A 17,483-nucleotide genomic window follows, 5' to 3' on the forward strand; every position below is an offset into this window, starting at 1 on the left:
TGTTGATGTAATTGATTGCTTGGGAATTTATAATGTCTTCTTGGCTATTAAGTGTATAAAATACCAATATTTTATACCTTTAAGGAATTTTGTGTAATGAAAGTTAGGCATAAGCTGCTAGGGCTGGCAGGGTTAAGTGTCACAGCGATTTTTTTATTGTTTGGTGTAAATAGTTATACCAATCAAAAGCTTGTGAATATAGAAGTGGCTGGCAGTCAGCTTGACCAACTGGAAGTGACATTGCTTAACCTAAGGCGTAATGAAAAAGATTTTCTGGCACGTATGGATCTTAAGTACCTGCAGACCTTCAATGGCAATTACGATAAATTTCAGGCGCAATTAGCACGGTTGCAGCAAGATGTGGCAGCCTTGTCAATTGATCTGCCGCAAGTGACAACTCTGCAAGGTAAGATGCACGACTATCATGCGGGTATGCAGGCAATGGTCTCAGGCTACCAGACTCTGGGACTGACACCCTCACAAGGGATTTATCAGTCATTGTATCAAAGCGGTGAGCAGCTGATGACATTGGCATCTGAAAGTACGCAGACATTGGATGTTTATCGCTTGATACTGACGGCAAAGTTATTTGCAGCGACTGATGACAAAGCTTTGCTGGCAGACTATCAGGCGTTTGTCACGCAATACGGTGATCAGCTGGATACGCAGTTAGGTCGGGATTACCGCGAGTTTAATCAGAGATTCAACCAGATGGTGGCGCAGAAAACCCGAGTAGGCCTGAGCCATAAAGATGGACTGAGAGGGCAGATCCGCGCCTTGTCTCATCAGGTTGAGGCCGAATTTGGCCAAATGCAGCAGCAGATAGACAAAGAAGCAGATCAGGTAAAGGTTTCAATCAGCCGCCTGGCCTGGCTTCTTGTCGTTGTCATCATTGCAGGGCTGATCTTGCTGTCATGGAAAATCAGCGCCTCTATTCTGGCCCCGGTTGAGCGTTTGAGCCACTTAATGAACCGTATCGCCGCCAGTCATGATCTCACCCTGCATGCCGATACTTCAGGTAAAGATGAGCTTGCTGCAATGGGGACGCACTTCAACTATCTGCTGAGCAATTTGCGCAAGCTGGTGGGGGATGTGCAGTCCGCCGTGTCTGAACTCGGTGCTGCTTCTTCTCAGCTTCAGCGCCGCAGTCAGGACGCAGAGCAGGCACTGGCGGCCCAACTGCTGGACAGCGATTCTGTGGCGGCGGCCAGTACAGAAATGCAAGCGACCATCAGCGAAGTGGCTCATATTACCCATGAAGCGGCTTCACAGACGGGCCGCAGCCATGATCAAGCCACACAAGGGTTATCGGAAGTTGTCGAAACGCGTGCACGGATTGATCAGCTGTCCGCAGGGCTGGCTCAGAGCAGCCAGGAAGTGTCCAGTCTTTCCGGTTTGTCAGACAGTATCGGCTCTGTGGTTGTAGTGATTAAAAACATTGCTGAGCAAACCAATCTGCTGGCATTGAATGCTGCCATCGAGGCCGCCCGGGCCGGTGAACAAGGGCGGGGATTTGCGGTCGTGGCCGATGAGGTACGCTCTCTGGCCATGCGCACCCAACAGTCAACGCAAGAAATCACCAGCATTATCAGCTCACTGCAGCAGCAGACGGAACAAGTGGTCAGCCATATTGAGCACTGTCGGGTGCAAGGGGATGACAGTGTGGCCCAGGCGCAAAGTGCGGAGGCAAAGATCCGAACCGTGATTGCCGATATGCAGCGGATACTGGATTCCAGCACCCAAATCGCTGCGGCGGTGGAGCAGCAGAGCCAGGTGTCTGAAGATATTGGTGCGCGGGTCGTGTCGATTCGCGATGTCACCAATAGCAATGTGGTGGTGGTGCAGGAAAATGCGCAGGCAGCCCACTCTGTTTCCGTGCAGGCCCACACCTTATCGCAGGCGATCAAAGCCTACAAAGTATGAGCTGACCGCTGAGGTAGGAAGACATCACTGACATTACTGACGGGAGCCCGGGTGGCTCCCGTTGCTATTGTTTTTATTGCGGATTACGCGGATCCAGTATGGTGGGTGACAGCGTCTCCAGCATATCCGGATAATCCAGGGTGTAATGCAGCCCCCGGCTTTCTTTTCGCTCCAGCGCACAGCGCACCATCAGTTCGGCGACCTGCAGCAGGTTCCGCAGCTCCAGCAGATTGTTGGACACTCTGAAGTTACTGTAGTACTCATCAATTTCCTGCTTCAGCAGCTGGATCCGGCGCATGGCCCGCTCCAGGCGTTTGGTGGTGCGCACTATGCCGACATAGTCCCACATGAACAGACGCAATTCATGCCAGTTGTGCTGGATGACAACTTCCTCATCTGAATTGGAGACTTTACTTTCATCCCACAGCGGGATAGATGACGATAAGCTCACTTCATTGAGGTGCTGACTGATGTGCTCGGCCGCAGACCAGGCATAGACCACGCACTCCAGCAGCGAGTTCGACGCCATGCGGTTGGCACCGTGCAGGCCGGTATAGCTGACTTCGCCAATGGCATATAAGCCGTTCAGGTCTGTTTGTCCCTGCCGGTCGACCATGACTCCACCACAGGTATAGTGGGCGGCCGGGACAACGGGAATGGCATCTTTGGTAATGTCGATACCGTAGCCGAGCAGTTTTTCGTAGATGGTCGGAAAATGCTTGGTCACAAAATCAGCGGGTTTATGGCTGATATCCAGATACATGCAGTCTGCACCCAGTCGCTTCATCTCATAGTCGATTGCGCGGGCAACGACGTCCCGCGGGGCCAGCTCGGCACGCTCGTCAAACTCTTGCATAAAGCGGGAGCCGTCCGGACGGCGCAGATATGCCCCTTCGCCGCGCAGGGCTTCGGTCAGCAGGAAATTACGCGCTTCTGGATGGAAAAGGCAGGTGGGATGAAACTGATTGAATTCCAGATTAGCGACACGGCAGCCTGCCCGCCAGGCCATGGCGATGCCATCACCGGATGAGACATCCGGGTTCGAGGTATACTGATACACCTTAGAAGCCCCTCCGGTGGCCAGCACTACGAATTTGGCCCGCACGGTTTCGACAGACTCACGCTGGCGGTTCCAGATGTAAGCACCGAGAACCCGGTTGGGCGCATCGGCCTCACCTATTTTATGACTGGTGATCAGATCCAGCGCATTATGGCGTTCCAGTACTTCAATATTCGGGTGGTTGTGAACATTGTCCTGCAGCGACATTTGCATGGCCATGCCAGTCGCATCTGCTGCGTGCAGAATCCGGCGGTGACTGTGGCCGCCTTCGCGTGTCAGGTGGTAGCGAGGATGATCATCGGTGCTGTTGTCTTCCTGATCAAAGGGCACCCCGGCGTCTATCAGCCATTGCACGCAATCGCGGGCATTTTCAGCAATGAAGCGAACCACTTCTTCATCACAAAGATGGGCACCGGCAATCTGAGTATCTTCAACATGAGAGTCCACACTGTCTGTTTCATCAAAAACAGCAGCGATACCGCCCTGAGCATAGTAAGTCGCCCCTTCACTCCGCGGGCCTTTACTCAGGACGAGCACTTTACACATCGGAGCCAGACGCAAGGCCAGAGAGAGGCCTGCTGCGCCGCTACCGATGACCAGGACGTCACAACTGTGTTCTCGGTTCTCGTTCATATTGATCTCATATCCCTGTGGTAAGCTCGCCATATTACCAAAAAACCCTTTATGTGGGGCTTTTTTGATCTGTAAAGCTAGGTAAGGCAAATTGCCCCTGGCGGCGTACATCTGCCAGAATGAATGGCAGTTGCACCCGGGCGAATGTGCCAGTAAGGTGTGCGGGAACTTTGCGCTTTTTTTGGGGTCAGTAATTCTTTAGGCTTCTATGTCCATAGAATATAAATAGTTCTGAACACAGGATGGGTAAATTGGCTGCATCCGGTACGGTTCAGAGCAGAGATGACCTTGTCACAGACAGAGGAGTACACGCTCGAATGAGCGAGCAGTTAACTGACCAGGCACTGATTGAGCGAGTACAGCGAGGGGACAAGCAAGCCTTTAATTTACTGGTCGTAAAGTACCAGAACAAGGTTTGCAACCTTATTGCCCGTTATGTTGGCAATTCCGGTGATGTGCCGGATGTGGCGCAGGAAGCCTTTATCAAAGCTTACCGTGCGCTACCGTCTTTTCGTGGGGAAAGTGCATTTTATACTTGGCTATATCGTATAGCCGTGAATACGGCAAAAAATTACTTGGTGGCTCAGGGGCGCCGTCCGCCTGCAACAGACGTTGATGCGGAAGATGCCGAGTACTATGAAAATGGCAGTGCATTAAAAGAAATTTCGAACCCTGAGAACCAAATGTTGTCAGATGAATTGAAGCGGGTGGTATTCAGTACCATAGAAAGCCTCCCGGATGATTTGAAAACCGCAATTACGCTTCGCGAACTTGAAGGATTGAGTTACGAGGAAATTGCGGAAGTCATGGGCTGTCCGGTGGGTACGGTACGTTCCCGTATTTTCCGGGCTCGGGAGGCGGTAGAAAAACGTATTGCCCCCCTAATGCAGCGCTAATATTTGGGCCAAACGGTGACAAAGATGGCTGATAAAGAAAAGATTTCGGCTTTGCTTGATGGTGAAGACGTTGATCAAAGTATCATAAACCAGCTTCTGGTGGATGATAATGCAAAGCAAAGCTGGCAAGCTTATCAATTGATGAGCGATGTGATGCACGGTGAAGCGCCGGGGCACCCCAAGTGGGATATCGCCGGAAACGTGGCGATGGCGCTCGATAATGAACCCGCGCACAGCCTTGCAGACAGTGTCGCGGCGTCGGCGAATGTGGTGTCTCTGCCGCATGTGGAGCAACCAACGCCCCATCAGGCACGTCGTACTATGCCAGCCTGGCTGACACAATTTGGTCAGGTGGCATTAGCTGCCTGTGTTTCTTTGGCAGTGATTGTCGGCGTACAACAATATAACGGTGGTGAAGAGGCTGGGTTAGCGAGTGATGCTAATACTCAGGTGCCTGTTTTACAGACCATTCCTTTTGCCGGAACTGCTGAACCAGTCAGCCTGACGCGGGATTCTGTTCGTACCCGGACTGAATCGCCAAGCGAAGCACAACTGATGGAACAAAGACGTCGTATTAATGCGATGTTACAGGACTATGAGTTGCAACTGCGCCTGAATGCGGAAGACGGCAGTCTGGATAGAACCCTGTTGGAATCACACTGATTCGTGGCGGTGATATGAAGAAAATTCTGGTCGGTGCTCTGACACTGGTCAGCTTGGCTATGCCTTGGCAAGCCTCTGCGGAAGAAGACGCTATGACTTCTGCAGAGGCTTTGTTGCATCAAATGGATCAGGCAACCAGGCAGTTGAGCTATGAGGTGTCTTACATCCTCATCAAGAAAAACAGTATTGAACCCTTACGTTATCGCCATGCAGTAGAAGATGGCGAGACATTTGCACATCTGGTGTACCTCAGCGGTCCGCCGCGTGAGGTTATTCAGCGTGGCAAAGAAGTCAGTTACTTTGAGCCAGGGCTGGACCCGTTTACCATCGACAGCAATCGCATGGTGGCCCCTTTACCGCCTATTATGCGTACCAATGTCGCAGAGCTGGCCCAGTTTTATGACTTCATCCCCATGGGACGATCCCGTGAGGCGGGAACCGCCTGTGATGTGGTACGTATCGCGCCCAAAGACGGCGCCCGCTATTCCTACCTGTTGTGGATGGACACCCGCTCTCATTTAGTCTTGCGGGCTGATTTGCTGGATCGGGATGGTGAGCCTTTAGAACAATACCGCGCAGTGTCTTTTGTCGTGAATGACAAAGTGGCCGATATTCTGGAAAGTCTGAAATCAGTGAAACTGCCGGAAGTGGTTCAGCTACCGCCACAGCCACAGGTGGACTTGTCCTGGCAGGTCGACTGGTTGCCGCTGGGCTTTGAAAGTATTTCACACAACCGACACCGCCTGATGCTGACTGAGCGTCCGGTTGAAAGCCAGATGTATACGGACGGCCTGTTTAGTTTTTCTATTTATGTCTCGGCTGCAGATGGCTTCAGTGTGCGGGAACAACTGGTTCGCCAGGGACGACGTACGCTGCACAGCCAGTTACTGAAAGACAAAGAGATCACTGTTGTCGGTGACATACCGCCGGCAACGGCGCGCCGGGTGGCTGAGTCGGTCTCTTTTCAGGGAGTTAGCCAGCCATGATGCATTCACTGGCCACAGTGGTGGCTGTTGATAAAAAGCAGATCATCGTCAGTTGCCAGCAGCAAACCAGCTGCGGATCCTGTGCCTCACAAAATAGCTGTGGCACAGGCGTAGTCAGCAAAGTATTACCTGGTCGCCAGCATCAACTGACGTTATCGACAACCCATATTAATGATCCTATTCACATCGGTCAGCTGGTTGAAATCGGGTTATCTGAACGCAGCGTGCTGCAATCTGCATTGCTGGTTTACGTGCTGCCGTTAGTGTGTCTGCTGTTGGGGACCTTGCTCGGCCAGTGGTGGTTTGTTGAGCTGGCTGGCGGTGGCGAAGGGGGCGTAATTGCCTGTGCCCTTGCCGGTGGCGTGGTAGGACTGCTGATTGCGCGATATCGCGCCAGAAGATTATCGGCCCTGGGGGATTATCAACCCAGCCTGATTCGGGTGCTCGGAAAGCCTGTCGTGGAGGGGCTGGAAACAAATGCACTATCGAAAGATAGCAGCAGCCGTTGAAATTCGGTAGAATCTGCCAACTTGATCGTAAGATCCCATTCATTTTTTAATCACGAGTTAGTCACGCCAATTCATGAAGCACATTCGTAACTTTTCGATTATTGCACATATCGACCACGGTAAGTCGACGTTATCTGACCGCTTGATTCAAGTCTGCGGTGGCCTTTCCGATCGTGAAATGGCTGCGCAAGTGCTTGATTCAATGGATCTGGAACGTGAACGTGGCATCACCATCAAGGCCCAGAGCGTGACGCTCAATTACACGGCAAAAGATGGTGAAACCTATCAACTGAACTTTATCGACACACCGGGACACGTAGACTTTTCCTATGAAGTCTCCCGTTCGCTGGCGGCCTGTGAAGGTGCGTTGCTGGTGGTCGATGCCGGTCAGGGTGTGGAAGCCCAGACACTGGCTAACTGTTATACCGCGATTGAAATGGATCTGGAAGTTGTGCCGATCCTGAACAAAATCGATCTGCCAGCGGCTGATCCTGAACGTGTCGCGGAAGAAATTGAAGAAATCGTCGGTATCGACGCGATAGAAGCCACCCGTTGTTCAGCCAAAACTGGCCTGGGCGTTGACGAGGTGCTGGAAAACATCGTGCGTTCGATTCCTGCGCCAGAAGGCGACCCGGATGCGCCGCCACAGGCGCTGATCATCGACTCCTGGTTCGATAATTACCTGGGCGTTGTTTCTTTGGTCCGCATTAAAAACGGCGCCCTGAAGAAGAACGATAAGATCAAGGTCATGAGCACAGGACAGACCTGGAACGTTGACCGTATCGGTATCTTTACTCCGAAACAGGTGGATAAAGACATACTGAGAACGGGCGAAGTGGGCTGGGTGGTCTGCGGTATTAAAGATATCCTGGGCGCGCCGGTGGGCGATACCCTGACACTGGCGAAGAACGGCTGTGAAAAGGCGCTGCCAGGCTTTAAAAAAGTGAAACCTCAGGTGTATGCAGGCCTGTTCCCGGTATCGTCTGACGATTATGAGAACTTCCGTGATGCACTGGGCAAACTGAGCCTGAATGATGCTTCACTGTTCTATGAACCGGAAAGCTCTGCCGCTCTGGGCTTTGGCTTCCGCTGTGGTTTCCTTGGCATGTTACACATGGAAATCATTCAGGAGCGTCTGGAGCGTGAATACGATCTGGATCTGATCACCACTGCACCGACTGTAGTGTATGAGGTGAAGAAGAGTAATGGCGACATGCTGTATGTTGACAGCCCGGCCAAACTGCCGCCTATTAATGATATTGAAATCATTGGCGAGCCGATTGCCCGCTGTAACATTCTGGTGCCAAGCGAATACCTGGGTAATGTGATTACCCTGTGTGTTGAAAAACGCGGCTCTCAGGTCGATATGGTTTACCACGGTAACCAGGTTGCGCTGACTTATGACATTCCGATGTCAGAAGTGGTACTGGATTTCTTCGACCGTCTGAAGTCAACATCGCGCGGTTATGCCTCTCTGGATTATGGCTTCCAGCGTTATCAGGAATCTGACATGGTTCGGGTCGATATCCTGTTAAACGGTGACCGTGTTGATGCGCTGGCTATCATTACCCATAAAGACCATGCGCAATCGCGTGGTCGTGATGTGGTTGAGAAAATGAGGGAGTTCATTCCCCGCCAGATGTTTGATATCGCGATTCAGGCAGCGATCGGTAACCACATTATCGCTCGCTCGACCGTGAAACAGTTACGCAAAAACGTTATCGCCAAGTGTTATGGTGGTGACGTGAGCCGTAAGAAAAAACTGCTGCAGAAGCAGAAAGAAGGTAAAAAGCGCATGAAGCAGATCGGCAATGTCGAACTGCCGCAGGAAGCCTTCCTCGCCATACTGCATGTAGGTAAAGACAAATAATTCGAGTCCGCCTTCCGCCGCATTATGCGGCGGAATGGTTAGGGTCTTCAGACCCTGAGAGACCATGAAAAATTCATCATAGGGACATTAGGAACAGCAATGGCAAATCTGTTTTCGTTAATTTTAGTGCTGGCAACCATAGTGACCGGAATTATCTGGGCACTGGACCGGTTCCTCTGGGCACCTAAGCGTCAGTTGAAAATCGACGCTGCGGCGGCCAATGCCGGTGGCCAGGTGGATGCTAAAACCTTGGAAGCTGTTGCGCCACAGCCTGGCTGGGTTGAATCGACCAGCTCTATGTTCCCTGTGATAGCGCTTATCATGGTGTTTCGCTCGTTTATATATGAGCCGTTCCAGATCCCATCCGGATCGATGATGCCGACATTGCTGGTTGGCGATTTCATCCTGGTTGAAAAATTTGCTTATGGTCTGCGCGATCCTGTATTTCGTCATAAACTGGTGGAAACCGGCGAACCTGAACGTGGAGACATTGCTGTCTTTAAATACCCGGTAAACCCTAATGTTGATTACATTAAGCGCGTTGTGGGATTGCCGGGCGATTTAGTTCGCTATAGTGACAATAAGCAGATCTGTATTGCACCTAAAGGCACCACAGAATGTAAACCTGTCATGATGAGTCAGATGCACGACAGTGATTTTGTTCAGAACCGAACCCGGCTGATCCAGTTTACTGAGCAGCTTGGTGAGGCGAAACATGACATTCTGATCCATCCGCTAAGACCGAATCAGACGTTTGATTATCAACCGCGTCCCGGGCTGGCTGAGTGGGTGGTACCTGAAGGTCACTACTTTGTGATGGGTGACAATCGTGATAACAGTGCGGACAGCCGCTACTGGGGATTCGTGCCGGAAGCAAATCTGGTTGGCAAGGCGGTCGGGATCTGGATCAGCTTTGAATTTGAACGAAGTGCCGATAGTGTACTTCCCTCTTGGATTCCTACCGGTGTGCGCTTCAGCCGCATCGGAGGCATAGACTGATCGGGAAAAAATGACATCTCCTGTACAAAGACTCCAGCGTAAGCTGGGACACGAATTTAAGAACAGCGAATTACTGACCCTGGCGCTGACACACAGAAGCGCCAACGGGACGCACAACGAGCGTCTGGAGTTCCTGGGTGACTCTATCCTGAGCTTTGTGATTGCCGATGAGCTATACCATCGCTTCCCTAAAGTTGACGAAGGCGATATGAGCCGGATGCGCGCCACTCTGGTCCGGGGTAAAACGCTGGCCGAATTAGGCCGCGAATTCGAGCTGGGTGACCATCTGTTGCTGGGGCCGGGCGAACTGAAAAGCGGCGGTTATCGCCGCGATTCCATTCTGGCTGACTGTGTCGAAGCCATTATTGGGGCAATTTACCTCGACAGTGATATCGAATGTGTCCGCCATATCGTTTTGAGCTGGTATCAGAGTCGTCTGGACACCATACAACCCGGTATAAACCAGAAAGACCCGAAAACCCGTCTGCAGGAATGCCTTCAGGGGCGTCGTTTGCCGCTTCCGGCATATACTGTAACTAAGGTACAGGGTGAAGCACACAATCAGGAATTCACTGTACAGTGCGACGTCTCGGGGCTGGATAACCCTGTGGTTGGTAAAGGCGGTAGTCGGCGCAAGGCTGAGCAGGCTGCGGCAGAACTGGCATTGAAGCAGTTAGAATCATGACAGATAAAACACATTGTGGCTTTATTGCCATCGTTGGCCGTCCGAATGTCGGTAAATCAACACTGCTTAACCGTCTGGTCGGGCAGAAGTTGTCGATCACCTCGCGTAAACCGCAGACCACCCGCCACCGTATCATGGGCGTGGATACCCGAGACGGTTATCAGGCTGTGTATGTGGATACCCCCGGGCTGCATATCGAGGAAAAGCGCACCATTAACCGCCTGATGAACCGTGCGGCCAGCAGCTCGCTGACCGATGTTGAACTGGTGCTGTTTCTGGTGGACGGCACCATGTGGACACCGGACGATGAAATGGTGCTTAACAAGCTGGCGAAAAGCGGCCTGCCTGTGGTGCTGCTGGTCAACAAAGTCGATAACGTTAAAATGAAGTACGATCTGTTCCCGCATATGCAGGAGCTGGCGAAAAAAATGGACTTCAAAGCTATCGTGCCGATTGCTGCCAAGCATGGTACCGGTATTGAGGATGTTGAAAAGATAGTCCGCGGTTGTTTGCCGGAAGGGGAGTATTACTTCCCGGAAGAGTACGTGACAGATCGCTCTCAGCGTTTTATGGCCTCGGAAATTATCCGTGAAAAGCTGATGCGTTTTACCGGCGAAGAATTGCCGTACTCTGTGACCGTTGATATAGAGCGTTTTGACTATAATCCGGAAACCGATGGCTTTGATATCAACGGTCTGATTCTGGTTGAGCGTAAAGGCCAGAAGAAGATGGTGATAGGCAAAGGTGGCGAGAAAATCAAAACCATTGGCCGCGAAGCCCGTCTCGACATGGAAGATTTGTTCGAGCGCAAGGTGTACCTTGAACTGTGGGTGAAAGTGAAATCCGGTTGGGCTGATGACGAACGCGCCCTGCGTAGTCTTGGCTATATCGACGATCTTTAAGGACAGCGATGGAAGGGTTGCAGCGCTGTTTTGTTCTGCACTCTCGTCACTACAGCGAGACGAGCCTGATCCTGGATGTCTTCAGTGAAGAGTCCGGTCGGATCACCCTAATAGCGAAAGGTGCCCGTCGTAAGCGCTCCAATCTCAAAGGAGCGCTTCAGCCATTTACCCCCCTATTCATCAAATGGACTGGCCGCGGCACTATGCCGGTTCTGACTCACGCCGAACCTATCAGTATCGGGCTGCCCATGCGCAGCTATATCCTGTATTCCGCCTTGTATGTGAACGAGATTCTGGCTCGGGTACTGGAAGTTCAGACGCCTTATCCTGCCTTGTTTCTTGATTATCTCAATGTGCTGAGAGAGCTTGCTCAGGCGGAAAATCCCGAACCCGCACTACGCCGCTTTGAACTGGCGCTGCTGGATCACTTGGGTTACGGTGTGGACTTTCTTCATTGTGCCGGCAGCGGGCTGCCGGTTGACGATGAAATGACGTATAACTACCGGGAGCAAAGAGGTTTTATTGCTTCTATGGTTGCCGGCCAGCTGACGTTTACCGGACGGCAACTGAAAGCCATTGCCGCCCGGCATTTTGAATCCCAGGATCAGCTCAGGGCAGCAAAGCGCTTTACACGCATGGCCCTGAAACCGTATCTTGGCAGCAAACCATTAAAAAGCAGGGAATTGTTTGTCCCTAGAGGAAGGAGTACCGCTACATGAAGAATATACTGCTCGGCGTCAATATCGACCACGTTGCGACTTTACGTAATGCCCGCGGCACCCGGTACCCGGATCCGGTGCATGCGGCCGAAGTGGCAGAACGCGCAGGCGCTGATGGTATTACCATTCATTTACGCGAAGACCGTCGTCATATTACTGACCGCGATGTCCGCATTCTGCGCGACACCATTCAGACGCGTATGAATCTGGAAATGGCAGTGACCGATGAGATGGTGCAGATAGCGCTGGATACCCAACCTGAGTTCGTCTGCCTGGTGCCGGAAAAACGAGAAGAGCTGACCACTGAAGGCGGCCTGGATGTGGTGGGTCAACTGGACAAAGTGAAAGCAGCGACCGAGAAACTGAGCTCGGCGGGTATTTTGGTTTCTCTGTTCATTGATGCGGATCGCGCGCAAATCGATGCCGCTGTGGCTTGTGGTGCGCCTTATATCGAGCTGCATACCGGCCATTACGCCGATGCAGCAACGGACACAGAGCAACAGGCCGAGCTGAAGAAAATTGCTGCTGCGGCCAGTTATGCCCATGATCAGGGTATCAAAGTCAATGCAGGCCACGGGCTGACCTATCACAATGTCAAACCCATTGCGGCCCTACCTGAGATTTACGAGCTCAATATTGGTCATGCCATTATCGGCCGTGCCGTGTTTGACGGCCTGCATAAAGCCGTGGCAGACATGAAAGCCGTGATGCTGGAAGCACGCTGGTAACATGGCTATTGTCGGATTGGGGACAGACATTGCTGAAATTGCCCGTGTCGAACATGTACTCGCCCGTGCCGGCGAGACGTTTGCCCGGCGGGTACTGACACCTGAAGAGTTAACCATTTTCAGTCAGCATAAGCAGGCAGGTCGCTATCTGGCTAAGCGTTTTGCCGTAAAAGAAGCGGCCGCCAAAGCGCTGGGAACAGGCATAGCCTGCGGTGTCTCGTTTCAGGATTTTACCGTCACCAATAACGAACGCGGCAAGCCAGAGTTGGCATTGGCCGGTAAAGCGGCCGAGCTGGCCGCGCAGATGGCGGTCCGCCATATTCACCTGACCATTGCCGATGAAAAACACTATGCAGTGGCAACCGTGATCCTGGAGTCGGGCTGAAAGCGCAATCAGTCTGCCGGAGATAAAGAAAGGGAAACGTTGTTTCCCTTTTTTTGACGAAAAAATGGGAGGAGTGAACAAGATTTGACGTAAGAGCCTCAAAGGTGGTGGCTGGTATTGGCATGTCACTCACCTGCCGGCTGCCAAAAGCATGAAACAAAGCAGAAAGGTCATCCTTTCTGCTTGATGGGTGTTACTGCCGGTAAGCCTGCGATGCCCTGACCACATTGTTCATTTCGTCGATTAGCTCGAACAGTTCCGGTTCCAGCTCGGTGGCTGAACTCCCGGCTTTGAGCTGGGTTTCCAGGGTGTAGCAGAGGTTTTTCAGCCTTGGCACGCCACTGTAGGCGCAACTGCCATGCAGTTTGTGGATGGACGGCCACAGGTCAATGTCTTTGCCGTCCAGCACTTCATTGACCAGCATTTCCACTTCGGGCATAAAATCGAGCAGCATCTGCAACATGTCACGGGCCAGGTCTTCTTTGCCTGCGGCTTGTTTCAGCGCCAGATCCCAGTCCCAGCTGACGTTATTATTCACTGTATCAGGTTTAACGGATGGCGCTGCGGAAGCCACGGCAGGTGCTGAACTGTTGCTCTGCGGCTGCGGAATCCATTTGGCCAGCATCTGCTGCAAAATCTGTTCTTCAATGGGCTTGGTCAGGTAATCGTCCATACCAGCACGAAGCAAGCGTTCACGTTCGCCAGCCATCGCATGGGCTGTGACCGCGATGACGGGCGTATGGCTGTTCAGCGTGGTTTCATGAATCGCCTCACAGGCTCTGACGCCGTCCATCTCAGGCATCTGAATATCCATGAAGACTAAATCAAAGGCTTTCTGCTGCGCGTAATCCACGGCTTTACGGCCGCCGGTGGCGGTAATCACGGTTTCTACCCGTTCACTGAGCAGGGCGGCGATCAGTTTCAGGTTGGCCGGGTTGTCATCAACCGCCATAACGGTGAGCGGCAGCAGGGCATCGTTCGTGACAGCCAGTGGCAGTGGTTCGGGCTCTTCCTGATGATCTGTCTGGCCAATCAAGGCATCAAACAGTTTACGCCGGGCCAGCGGTTTACCCAGACAAGCCGTCACACCGGCACTGAGTAAGCGTTCCGACAAGGCCAGCTCTGTGGTGGGCAAGCACACTAAAACTTTGTCGGCCAGTTGCTCGGCTTTAAAGACTTTATCCAGAATCGTTGCCAGCGGTGGCTGTTCGCCCGGTGACAGGCAGAGCAGGGCAAAGTCGTGATGTTCGACATCGTCCTCCGGCATGTCGGCCCGGTAGGTCACATCCAGCCCGGCTTGCAGCAGGCGTTGCTGCAGCACGTTGGCTGCCTGCAGGTTGGGTTCGATCAGCAGCAGGTGGCGGTTTTTCAGTTCACTGGTATCGATAGGCTGAGATACCGGCAGGTCAGTTTTGGTCAGTTTGAGGGTGAACCAGAACGTCGAGCCCTGGTGCAGGCGACTGGTCAGGCTGATCTCGCCGCCCATCTGAGTAACCAGTTTCTGGGTGATCACCAGCCCCAGCCCGGTTCCGCCATAGCGGCGTGAAATGCTGGCATCAGCCTGGCTGAAGGCCTGGAATAATTGTGCTTGCTGGCGCTCCGAAATCCCAATCCCGGTATCACGGACCATGAATTGCAATTCGAGGCTCTCATCGCGATCGGCTTTGAGCTCCACGGCTATGTCTATGTTGCCGCGCTCGGTAAATTTCACAGAGTTACCGATCAGATTAGTCAGCACTTGCTGAATACGCAGCGGATCGCCAATCAGACCGGTAGGAATACGCTGATCAACCCGCAGTGTCAGCTCCAGGCCTTTCTCGTGGGCGCTGGGTGCCAGCAAACGCATGACTTCATCCAGCGAGTCGGTGAAGTCGAACGGAATGTTTTCCAGCAGCAGCTTACCGGCTTCCAGTTTGGAAAAGTCCAGGATGTCATTGATGATGGTCAGCAGATTGTTGGCGGATTTTTCTATCGTTAGCAGGTAATCGTGCTGGCTGGCACTGAGCCGGGTTTTGAGCATCTGGCGGGTAAAGCCGATGACGCCGTTCAGCGGTGTGCGCAGTTCGTGGGACATATTGGCCAGAAATTCGGATTTGACCCGGGCAGCTTCCTGAGCGCGTTTCTTGGCAATATCCAGCTCAACGTTCTGTATTTCCAGCTGCTCAAGGGTTTCACGCAGATCGGACGTGGCCTGATCGATGCTTTGCTGCATTTCGATATGGTAGTCAGACAGCGAAATGGCCATGGCATTGATACCGTTTTTCAGGTTATCCAGCTCACCCAGCAATTCACCTTCAATCCGGATATCGAGATGCCCGCGGCGAATTCTGTCTACGACGCTGATCATGTGCGAAATCGGGCGGGTGACATCCCGCATCAGGCGATAGGCAAACAATCCCGACAGGATCAGGCCCAGCAGCAAGACCATCAGCGCAGTAAAGACTTCCTGATACTGCTGCAGCCGCAGGGGGCTCATGTCCATTTCAATGGCGATGTAACCCAGCGCCCTGGCCTGAAACCCGGGTGCGGACAGGTTACTTTGCTGTGCTTCTGTCAGTATAGGGGCCCGCATGATCATGGTGCTGTCATTGATGATGATGTCAGGAAGGAAGGGGATCGGCTGATCATCGGGAAACATCAGCGCCTCAAAATTCCGATGGAAATTTGAGGTCACAAACAGCTCATTATTGCCGTCAAATACCGCGATACTGCGTACAATATCGGAATGCTTGCGATGGGCATAACTGATGATGCGTCTGACCGCTTCACGGTTATGATCTGCCATGCCGTATTCGGTGGCAATCGCCAGCGGCTCTATGATGCTGGTGCCGGTTGCAATCAGCTGATGCTCCAGATCACGGTAGCGGCTCAATGTGAAAAATGCGCTCAATAGCAGGCCAATGATCAGGGTTGGTGCTAATGTCAGGGTGAAAACCCGGGCGCGAAGTCCGTATTTGGTCATGGTTACAAGAATTCGATTCTGTGGGAGAATTGCTGTCTATGCTGGTCACGCAAGCATGTTCCAGCCCTTAGCTTAATGAATCTTTACCGTAGCGACAATTGAAGTCGATCCGGCGTTGCCTTGAAAAGGCGACAGAACACCGTGAGTTACAACATTATGGCACGCTTTTTTAAGCCGACTAAACGAATTGTCAGCGACACCAAACACAAAGAAGTGACGGTTTCACGTCTGGACCATCTGGGATCAGGTATCGCCCATCTCGATCGCAAACCGGTTTTTATTCCGGGATTGCTGCCTGGCGAACGTGCGCTGGTGCAGCTCACTGACAATAAAAAACACTATGCCCGGGCTAAAGTCATCAAACGACTGACTGACAGCCCTGAGCGCATTACACCTCAGTGTTCTGTCTATGACCAGTGTGGTGGGTGTAACTTGCAACATCTCTCTCATTCTGCCCAGGTATCGGCCAAGCGCCAGTCTCTGGGGGAGTTGATGGCGAAGTTTGCCTTGGGTGGTGACAATGAGACTGCAACGGCATTAGTGCAGGACGAACCTGTTACAGGTGAAGAGTGGCAGTACAGGCGAAGCGCGCGTTTCAGCCTTAGGTTTGAATCCGGCAAAGGGCTGTGTTTCGGTTTTCGCCAAGAGCAGAGCAAAGAGATTGTTGATATTGAGCATTGCCCGGTACTGGCGGCTTCGCTGAATGCTCTGCTGCCGCCTTTGCGTGAATTACTGGCGCAATTGCAGGGCCGCCGGAACCTGGGGCACGTCGAACTGGTCGAAGCCGATAATGGCCCTGTAGTCCTTATCCGGCATCTCAAGCCTTTTTCTGGCCAGGATATGACGAGCATTCAGCAATTTGCTGACAGTCATCATGTTATGCTTTTCCTGGCGCCGGAACCTGATGAAGTGATCCAGCTGGCCGGTGATACGCCCTGCTATGCCGTGAATGGTTTGACACTGCAGTTCTCGCCTAAAGATTTCATTCAGGTGAACCGGACGGTGAATACCCGAATGATAGAACAGGCGCTGGACTGGCTGGATATTCAGCCGCAGGACAGAGTGCTGGATCTTTTCTGTGGCCTGGGTAACTTCAGTTTACCGCTGGCTCAGAAAGCACAGCAAGTCGTCGGTGTCGAAGGGGTGGATGAGATGGTGCGCCGAGCCAGTACCAATGCGGCGCTGAATAAGCTGGCGAATACGGCTTTTTATCAGGGCAATCTTGAACAGGGTATTGAGACGTTCAGCTGGGCCAGCAAAGGTTTCGACAAAGTATTGCTGGATCCGGCACGCGCGGGTGCTGCCGGGGTAATGAAAGAAGTGGCAGCGCTATCACCCAGCCGGATTTTATATGTCTCCTGCAATCCGTCCACACTGGCGCGGGACAGTCAGGTATTGTTGCAACAGGGCTATCAGTTGCAACGGCTGGGAATGCTGGATATGTTTCCCCATACGGGGCACTTAGAATCTATGGCACTGTTTATCCGAACCTGATGCCAGGCTGAGCCGGCAAAGGCCGCAGGGAGTAACAGAAAGCCATCCGTAATAACGCTATACAGGACA

Annotated in this window: 15 protein-coding genes; 13 read left to right on the forward strand and 2 right to left on the reverse strand. The window is 52.5% G+C overall.

Features of this window, described 5'->3' with window-relative positions; translation table 11 throughout:
• The first annotated feature begins 96 nt into the window (after positions 1 to 96).
• Positions 97 to 1,923: a methyl-accepting chemotaxis protein gene (locus L6J37_RS07500; RefSeq protein WP_218384248.1), complete on the forward strand. Its 1,827-nt coding sequence runs from the start codon at positions 97 to 99 to the stop codon at positions 1,921 to 1,923.
• A gap of 73 nt (positions 1,924 to 1,996) precedes the next feature.
• Here L6J37_RS07500 and nadB read toward each other — a convergent pair whose 3' ends face one another.
• A complete protein-coding gene (gene nadB / locus L6J37_RS07505; RefSeq protein ID WP_192015735.1) occupies positions 1,997 to 3,616 on the reverse strand; it encodes an L-aspartate oxidase in 1,620 nt (539 codons plus the stop codon).
• A gap of 317 nt (positions 3,617 to 3,933) precedes the next feature.
• On the opposite strand from nadB, the gene rpoE reads away from it, so the two are divergent.
• From rpoE to acpS, 11 genes are all read left to right on the forward strand, one after another.
• Positions 3,934 to 4,512, forward strand: a complete 579-nt coding sequence (rpoE, locus tag L6J37_RS07510) for an RNA polymerase sigma factor RpoE (RefSeq protein WP_027253576.1) — start codon at positions 3,934 to 3,936, stop codon at positions 4,510 to 4,512.
• 24 nt (positions 4,513 to 4,536) lie between these two features.
• A complete protein-coding gene (locus L6J37_RS07515) occupies positions 4,537 to 5,175 on the forward strand; it encodes a sigma-E factor negative regulatory protein (RefSeq protein ID WP_192015734.1) in 639 nt (212 codons plus the stop codon).
• Between the two features lie 14 nt (positions 5,176 to 5,189).
• Positions 5,190 to 6,161: a sigma-E factor regulatory protein RseB gene (rseB, locus tag L6J37_RS07520; RefSeq protein WP_192015733.1), complete on the forward strand. Its 972-nt coding sequence runs from the start codon at positions 5,190 to 5,192 to the stop codon at positions 6,159 to 6,161.
• The gene (locus tag L6J37_RS07525) at positions 6,158 to 6,670 is read left to right on the forward strand and encodes a SoxR reducing system RseC family protein (RefSeq protein WP_192015732.1); all 513 of its coding nucleotides are present in this window, start codon (positions 6,158 to 6,160) and stop codon (positions 6,668 to 6,670) included. The genes rseB and L6J37_RS07525 overlap by 4 nt, the downstream gene beginning before the upstream one ends.
• A gap of 73 nt (positions 6,671 to 6,743) precedes the next feature.
• The gene (lepA, locus tag L6J37_RS07530) at positions 6,744 to 8,540 is read left to right on the forward strand and encodes a translation elongation factor 4 (RefSeq protein WP_192015731.1); all 1,797 of its coding nucleotides are present in this window, start codon (positions 6,744 to 6,746) and stop codon (positions 8,538 to 8,540) included.
• Positions 8,541 to 8,639: 99 nt separating this feature from the next.
• Complete coding sequence (gene lepB / locus L6J37_RS07535; protein WP_027253571.1) at positions 8,640 to 9,539, forward strand: signal peptidase I; 900 nt, start codon at positions 8,640 to 8,642, stop codon at positions 9,537 to 9,539.
• Positions 9,540 to 9,549: 10 nt separating this feature from the next.
• Complete coding sequence (rnc, locus tag L6J37_RS07540) at positions 9,550 to 10,224, forward strand: ribonuclease III (RefSeq protein ID WP_027253570.1); 675 nt, start codon at positions 9,550 to 9,552, stop codon at positions 10,222 to 10,224.
• Complete coding sequence (gene era / locus L6J37_RS07545; protein WP_192015730.1) at positions 10,221 to 11,126, forward strand: GTPase Era; 906 nt, start codon at positions 10,221 to 10,223, stop codon at positions 11,124 to 11,126. Before rnc ends, era begins: the two co-directional genes overlap by 4 nt.
• Positions 11,127 to 11,134: 8 nt before the next feature.
• Entirely contained in the window at positions 11,135 to 11,845 is a 711-nt protein-coding gene (recO, locus tag L6J37_RS07550) for a DNA repair protein RecO (RefSeq protein ID WP_192015729.1), read from the forward strand.
• A complete protein-coding gene (pdxJ, locus tag L6J37_RS07555) occupies positions 11,842 to 12,573 on the forward strand; it encodes a pyridoxine 5'-phosphate synthase (RefSeq protein WP_192015728.1) in 732 nt (243 codons plus the stop codon). Before recO ends, pdxJ begins: the two co-directional genes overlap by 4 nt.
• Before the next feature lies 1 nt (position 12,574).
• A complete protein-coding gene (acpS, locus tag L6J37_RS07560; RefSeq protein WP_218384243.1) occupies positions 12,575 to 12,958 on the forward strand; it encodes a holo-ACP synthase in 384 nt (127 codons plus the stop codon).
• A 193-nt stretch (positions 12,959 to 13,151) separates the two neighbouring features.
• Here the strand turns inward: acpS and barA are convergent, their stop codons facing one another.
• Positions 13,152 to 15,920 carry a two-component sensor histidine kinase BarA gene (gene barA, locus L6J37_RS07565; RefSeq protein WP_218384241.1) on the reverse strand — a complete coding sequence of 923 codons (2,769 nt, stop codon included), beginning with the start codon at positions 15,918 to 15,920 and terminating at the stop codon, positions 13,152 to 13,154.
• 156 nt (positions 15,921 to 16,076) lie between these two features.
• Between barA and rlmD the strand changes: the two genes are divergently transcribed.
• Positions 16,077 to 17,414 (forward strand): 23S rRNA (uracil(1939)-C(5))-methyltransferase RlmD, encoded by a 1,338-nt coding sequence (rlmD, locus tag L6J37_RS07570; RefSeq protein WP_237794713.1) that lies wholly within the window; start codon positions 16,077 to 16,079, stop codon positions 17,412 to 17,414.
• Positions 17,415 to 17,483: the final 69 nt, after the last annotated feature.

This window comes from Photobacterium sp. WH77 (assembly GCF_022014395.1).
GTDB classification, from domain to species: Bacteria; Pseudomonadota; Gammaproteobacteria; order Enterobacterales; family Vibrionaceae; genus Photobacterium; species Photobacterium arenosum.

Bases quoted from the DNA above. Each gene is read 5' to 3' on its own strand.
- lepA (WP_192015731.1), top strand. From the start codon at position 6,744: ATGAAGCACATTCGTAACTTTTCGATTATTGCACATATCGACCACGGT.
- L6J37_RS07500 (WP_218384248.1), top strand. From the start codon at position 97: ATGAAAGTTAGGCATAAGCTGCTAGGGCTGGCAGGGTTAAGTGTCACA.
- nadB (WP_192015735.1), bottom strand. From the start codon at position 3,616: ATGAACGAGAACCGAGAACACAGTTGTGACGTCCTGGTCATCGGTAGC.
- rpoE (WP_027253576.1), top strand. From the start codon at position 3,934: ATGAGCGAGCAGTTAACTGACCAGGCACTGATTGAGCGAGTACAGCGA.
- recO (WP_192015729.1), top strand. From the start codon at position 11,135: ATGGAAGGGTTGCAGCGCTGTTTTGTTCTGCACTCTCGTCACTACAGC.
- rlmD (WP_237794713.1), top strand. From the start codon at position 16,077: ATGGCACGCTTTTTTAAGCCGACTAAACGAATTGTCAGCGACACCAAA.
- acpS (WP_218384243.1), top strand. From the start codon at position 12,575: ATGGCTATTGTCGGATTGGGGACAGACATTGCTGAAATTGCCCGTGTC.
- rseB (WP_192015733.1), top strand. From the start codon at position 5,190: ATGAAGAAAATTCTGGTCGGTGCTCTGACACTGGTCAGCTTGGCTATG.
- lepB (WP_027253571.1), top strand. From the start codon at position 8,640: ATGGCAAATCTGTTTTCGTTAATTTTAGTGCTGGCAACCATAGTGACC.
- pdxJ (WP_192015728.1), top strand. From the start codon at position 11,842: ATGAAGAATATACTGCTCGGCGTCAATATCGACCACGTTGCGACTTTA.
- L6J37_RS07525 (WP_192015732.1), top strand. From the start codon at position 6,158: ATGATGCATTCACTGGCCACAGTGGTGGCTGTTGATAAAAAGCAGATC.
- barA (WP_218384241.1), bottom strand. From the start codon at position 15,920: ATGACCAAATACGGACTTCGCGCCCGGGTTTTCACCCTGACATTAGCA.
- rnc (WP_027253570.1), top strand. From the start codon at position 9,550: ATGACATCTCCTGTACAAAGACTCCAGCGTAAGCTGGGACACGAATTT.
- era (WP_192015730.1), top strand. From the start codon at position 10,221: ATGACAGATAAAACACATTGTGGCTTTATTGCCATCGTTGGCCGTCCG.
- L6J37_RS07515 (WP_192015734.1), top strand. From the start codon at position 4,537: ATGGCTGATAAAGAAAAGATTTCGGCTTTGCTTGATGGTGAAGACGTT.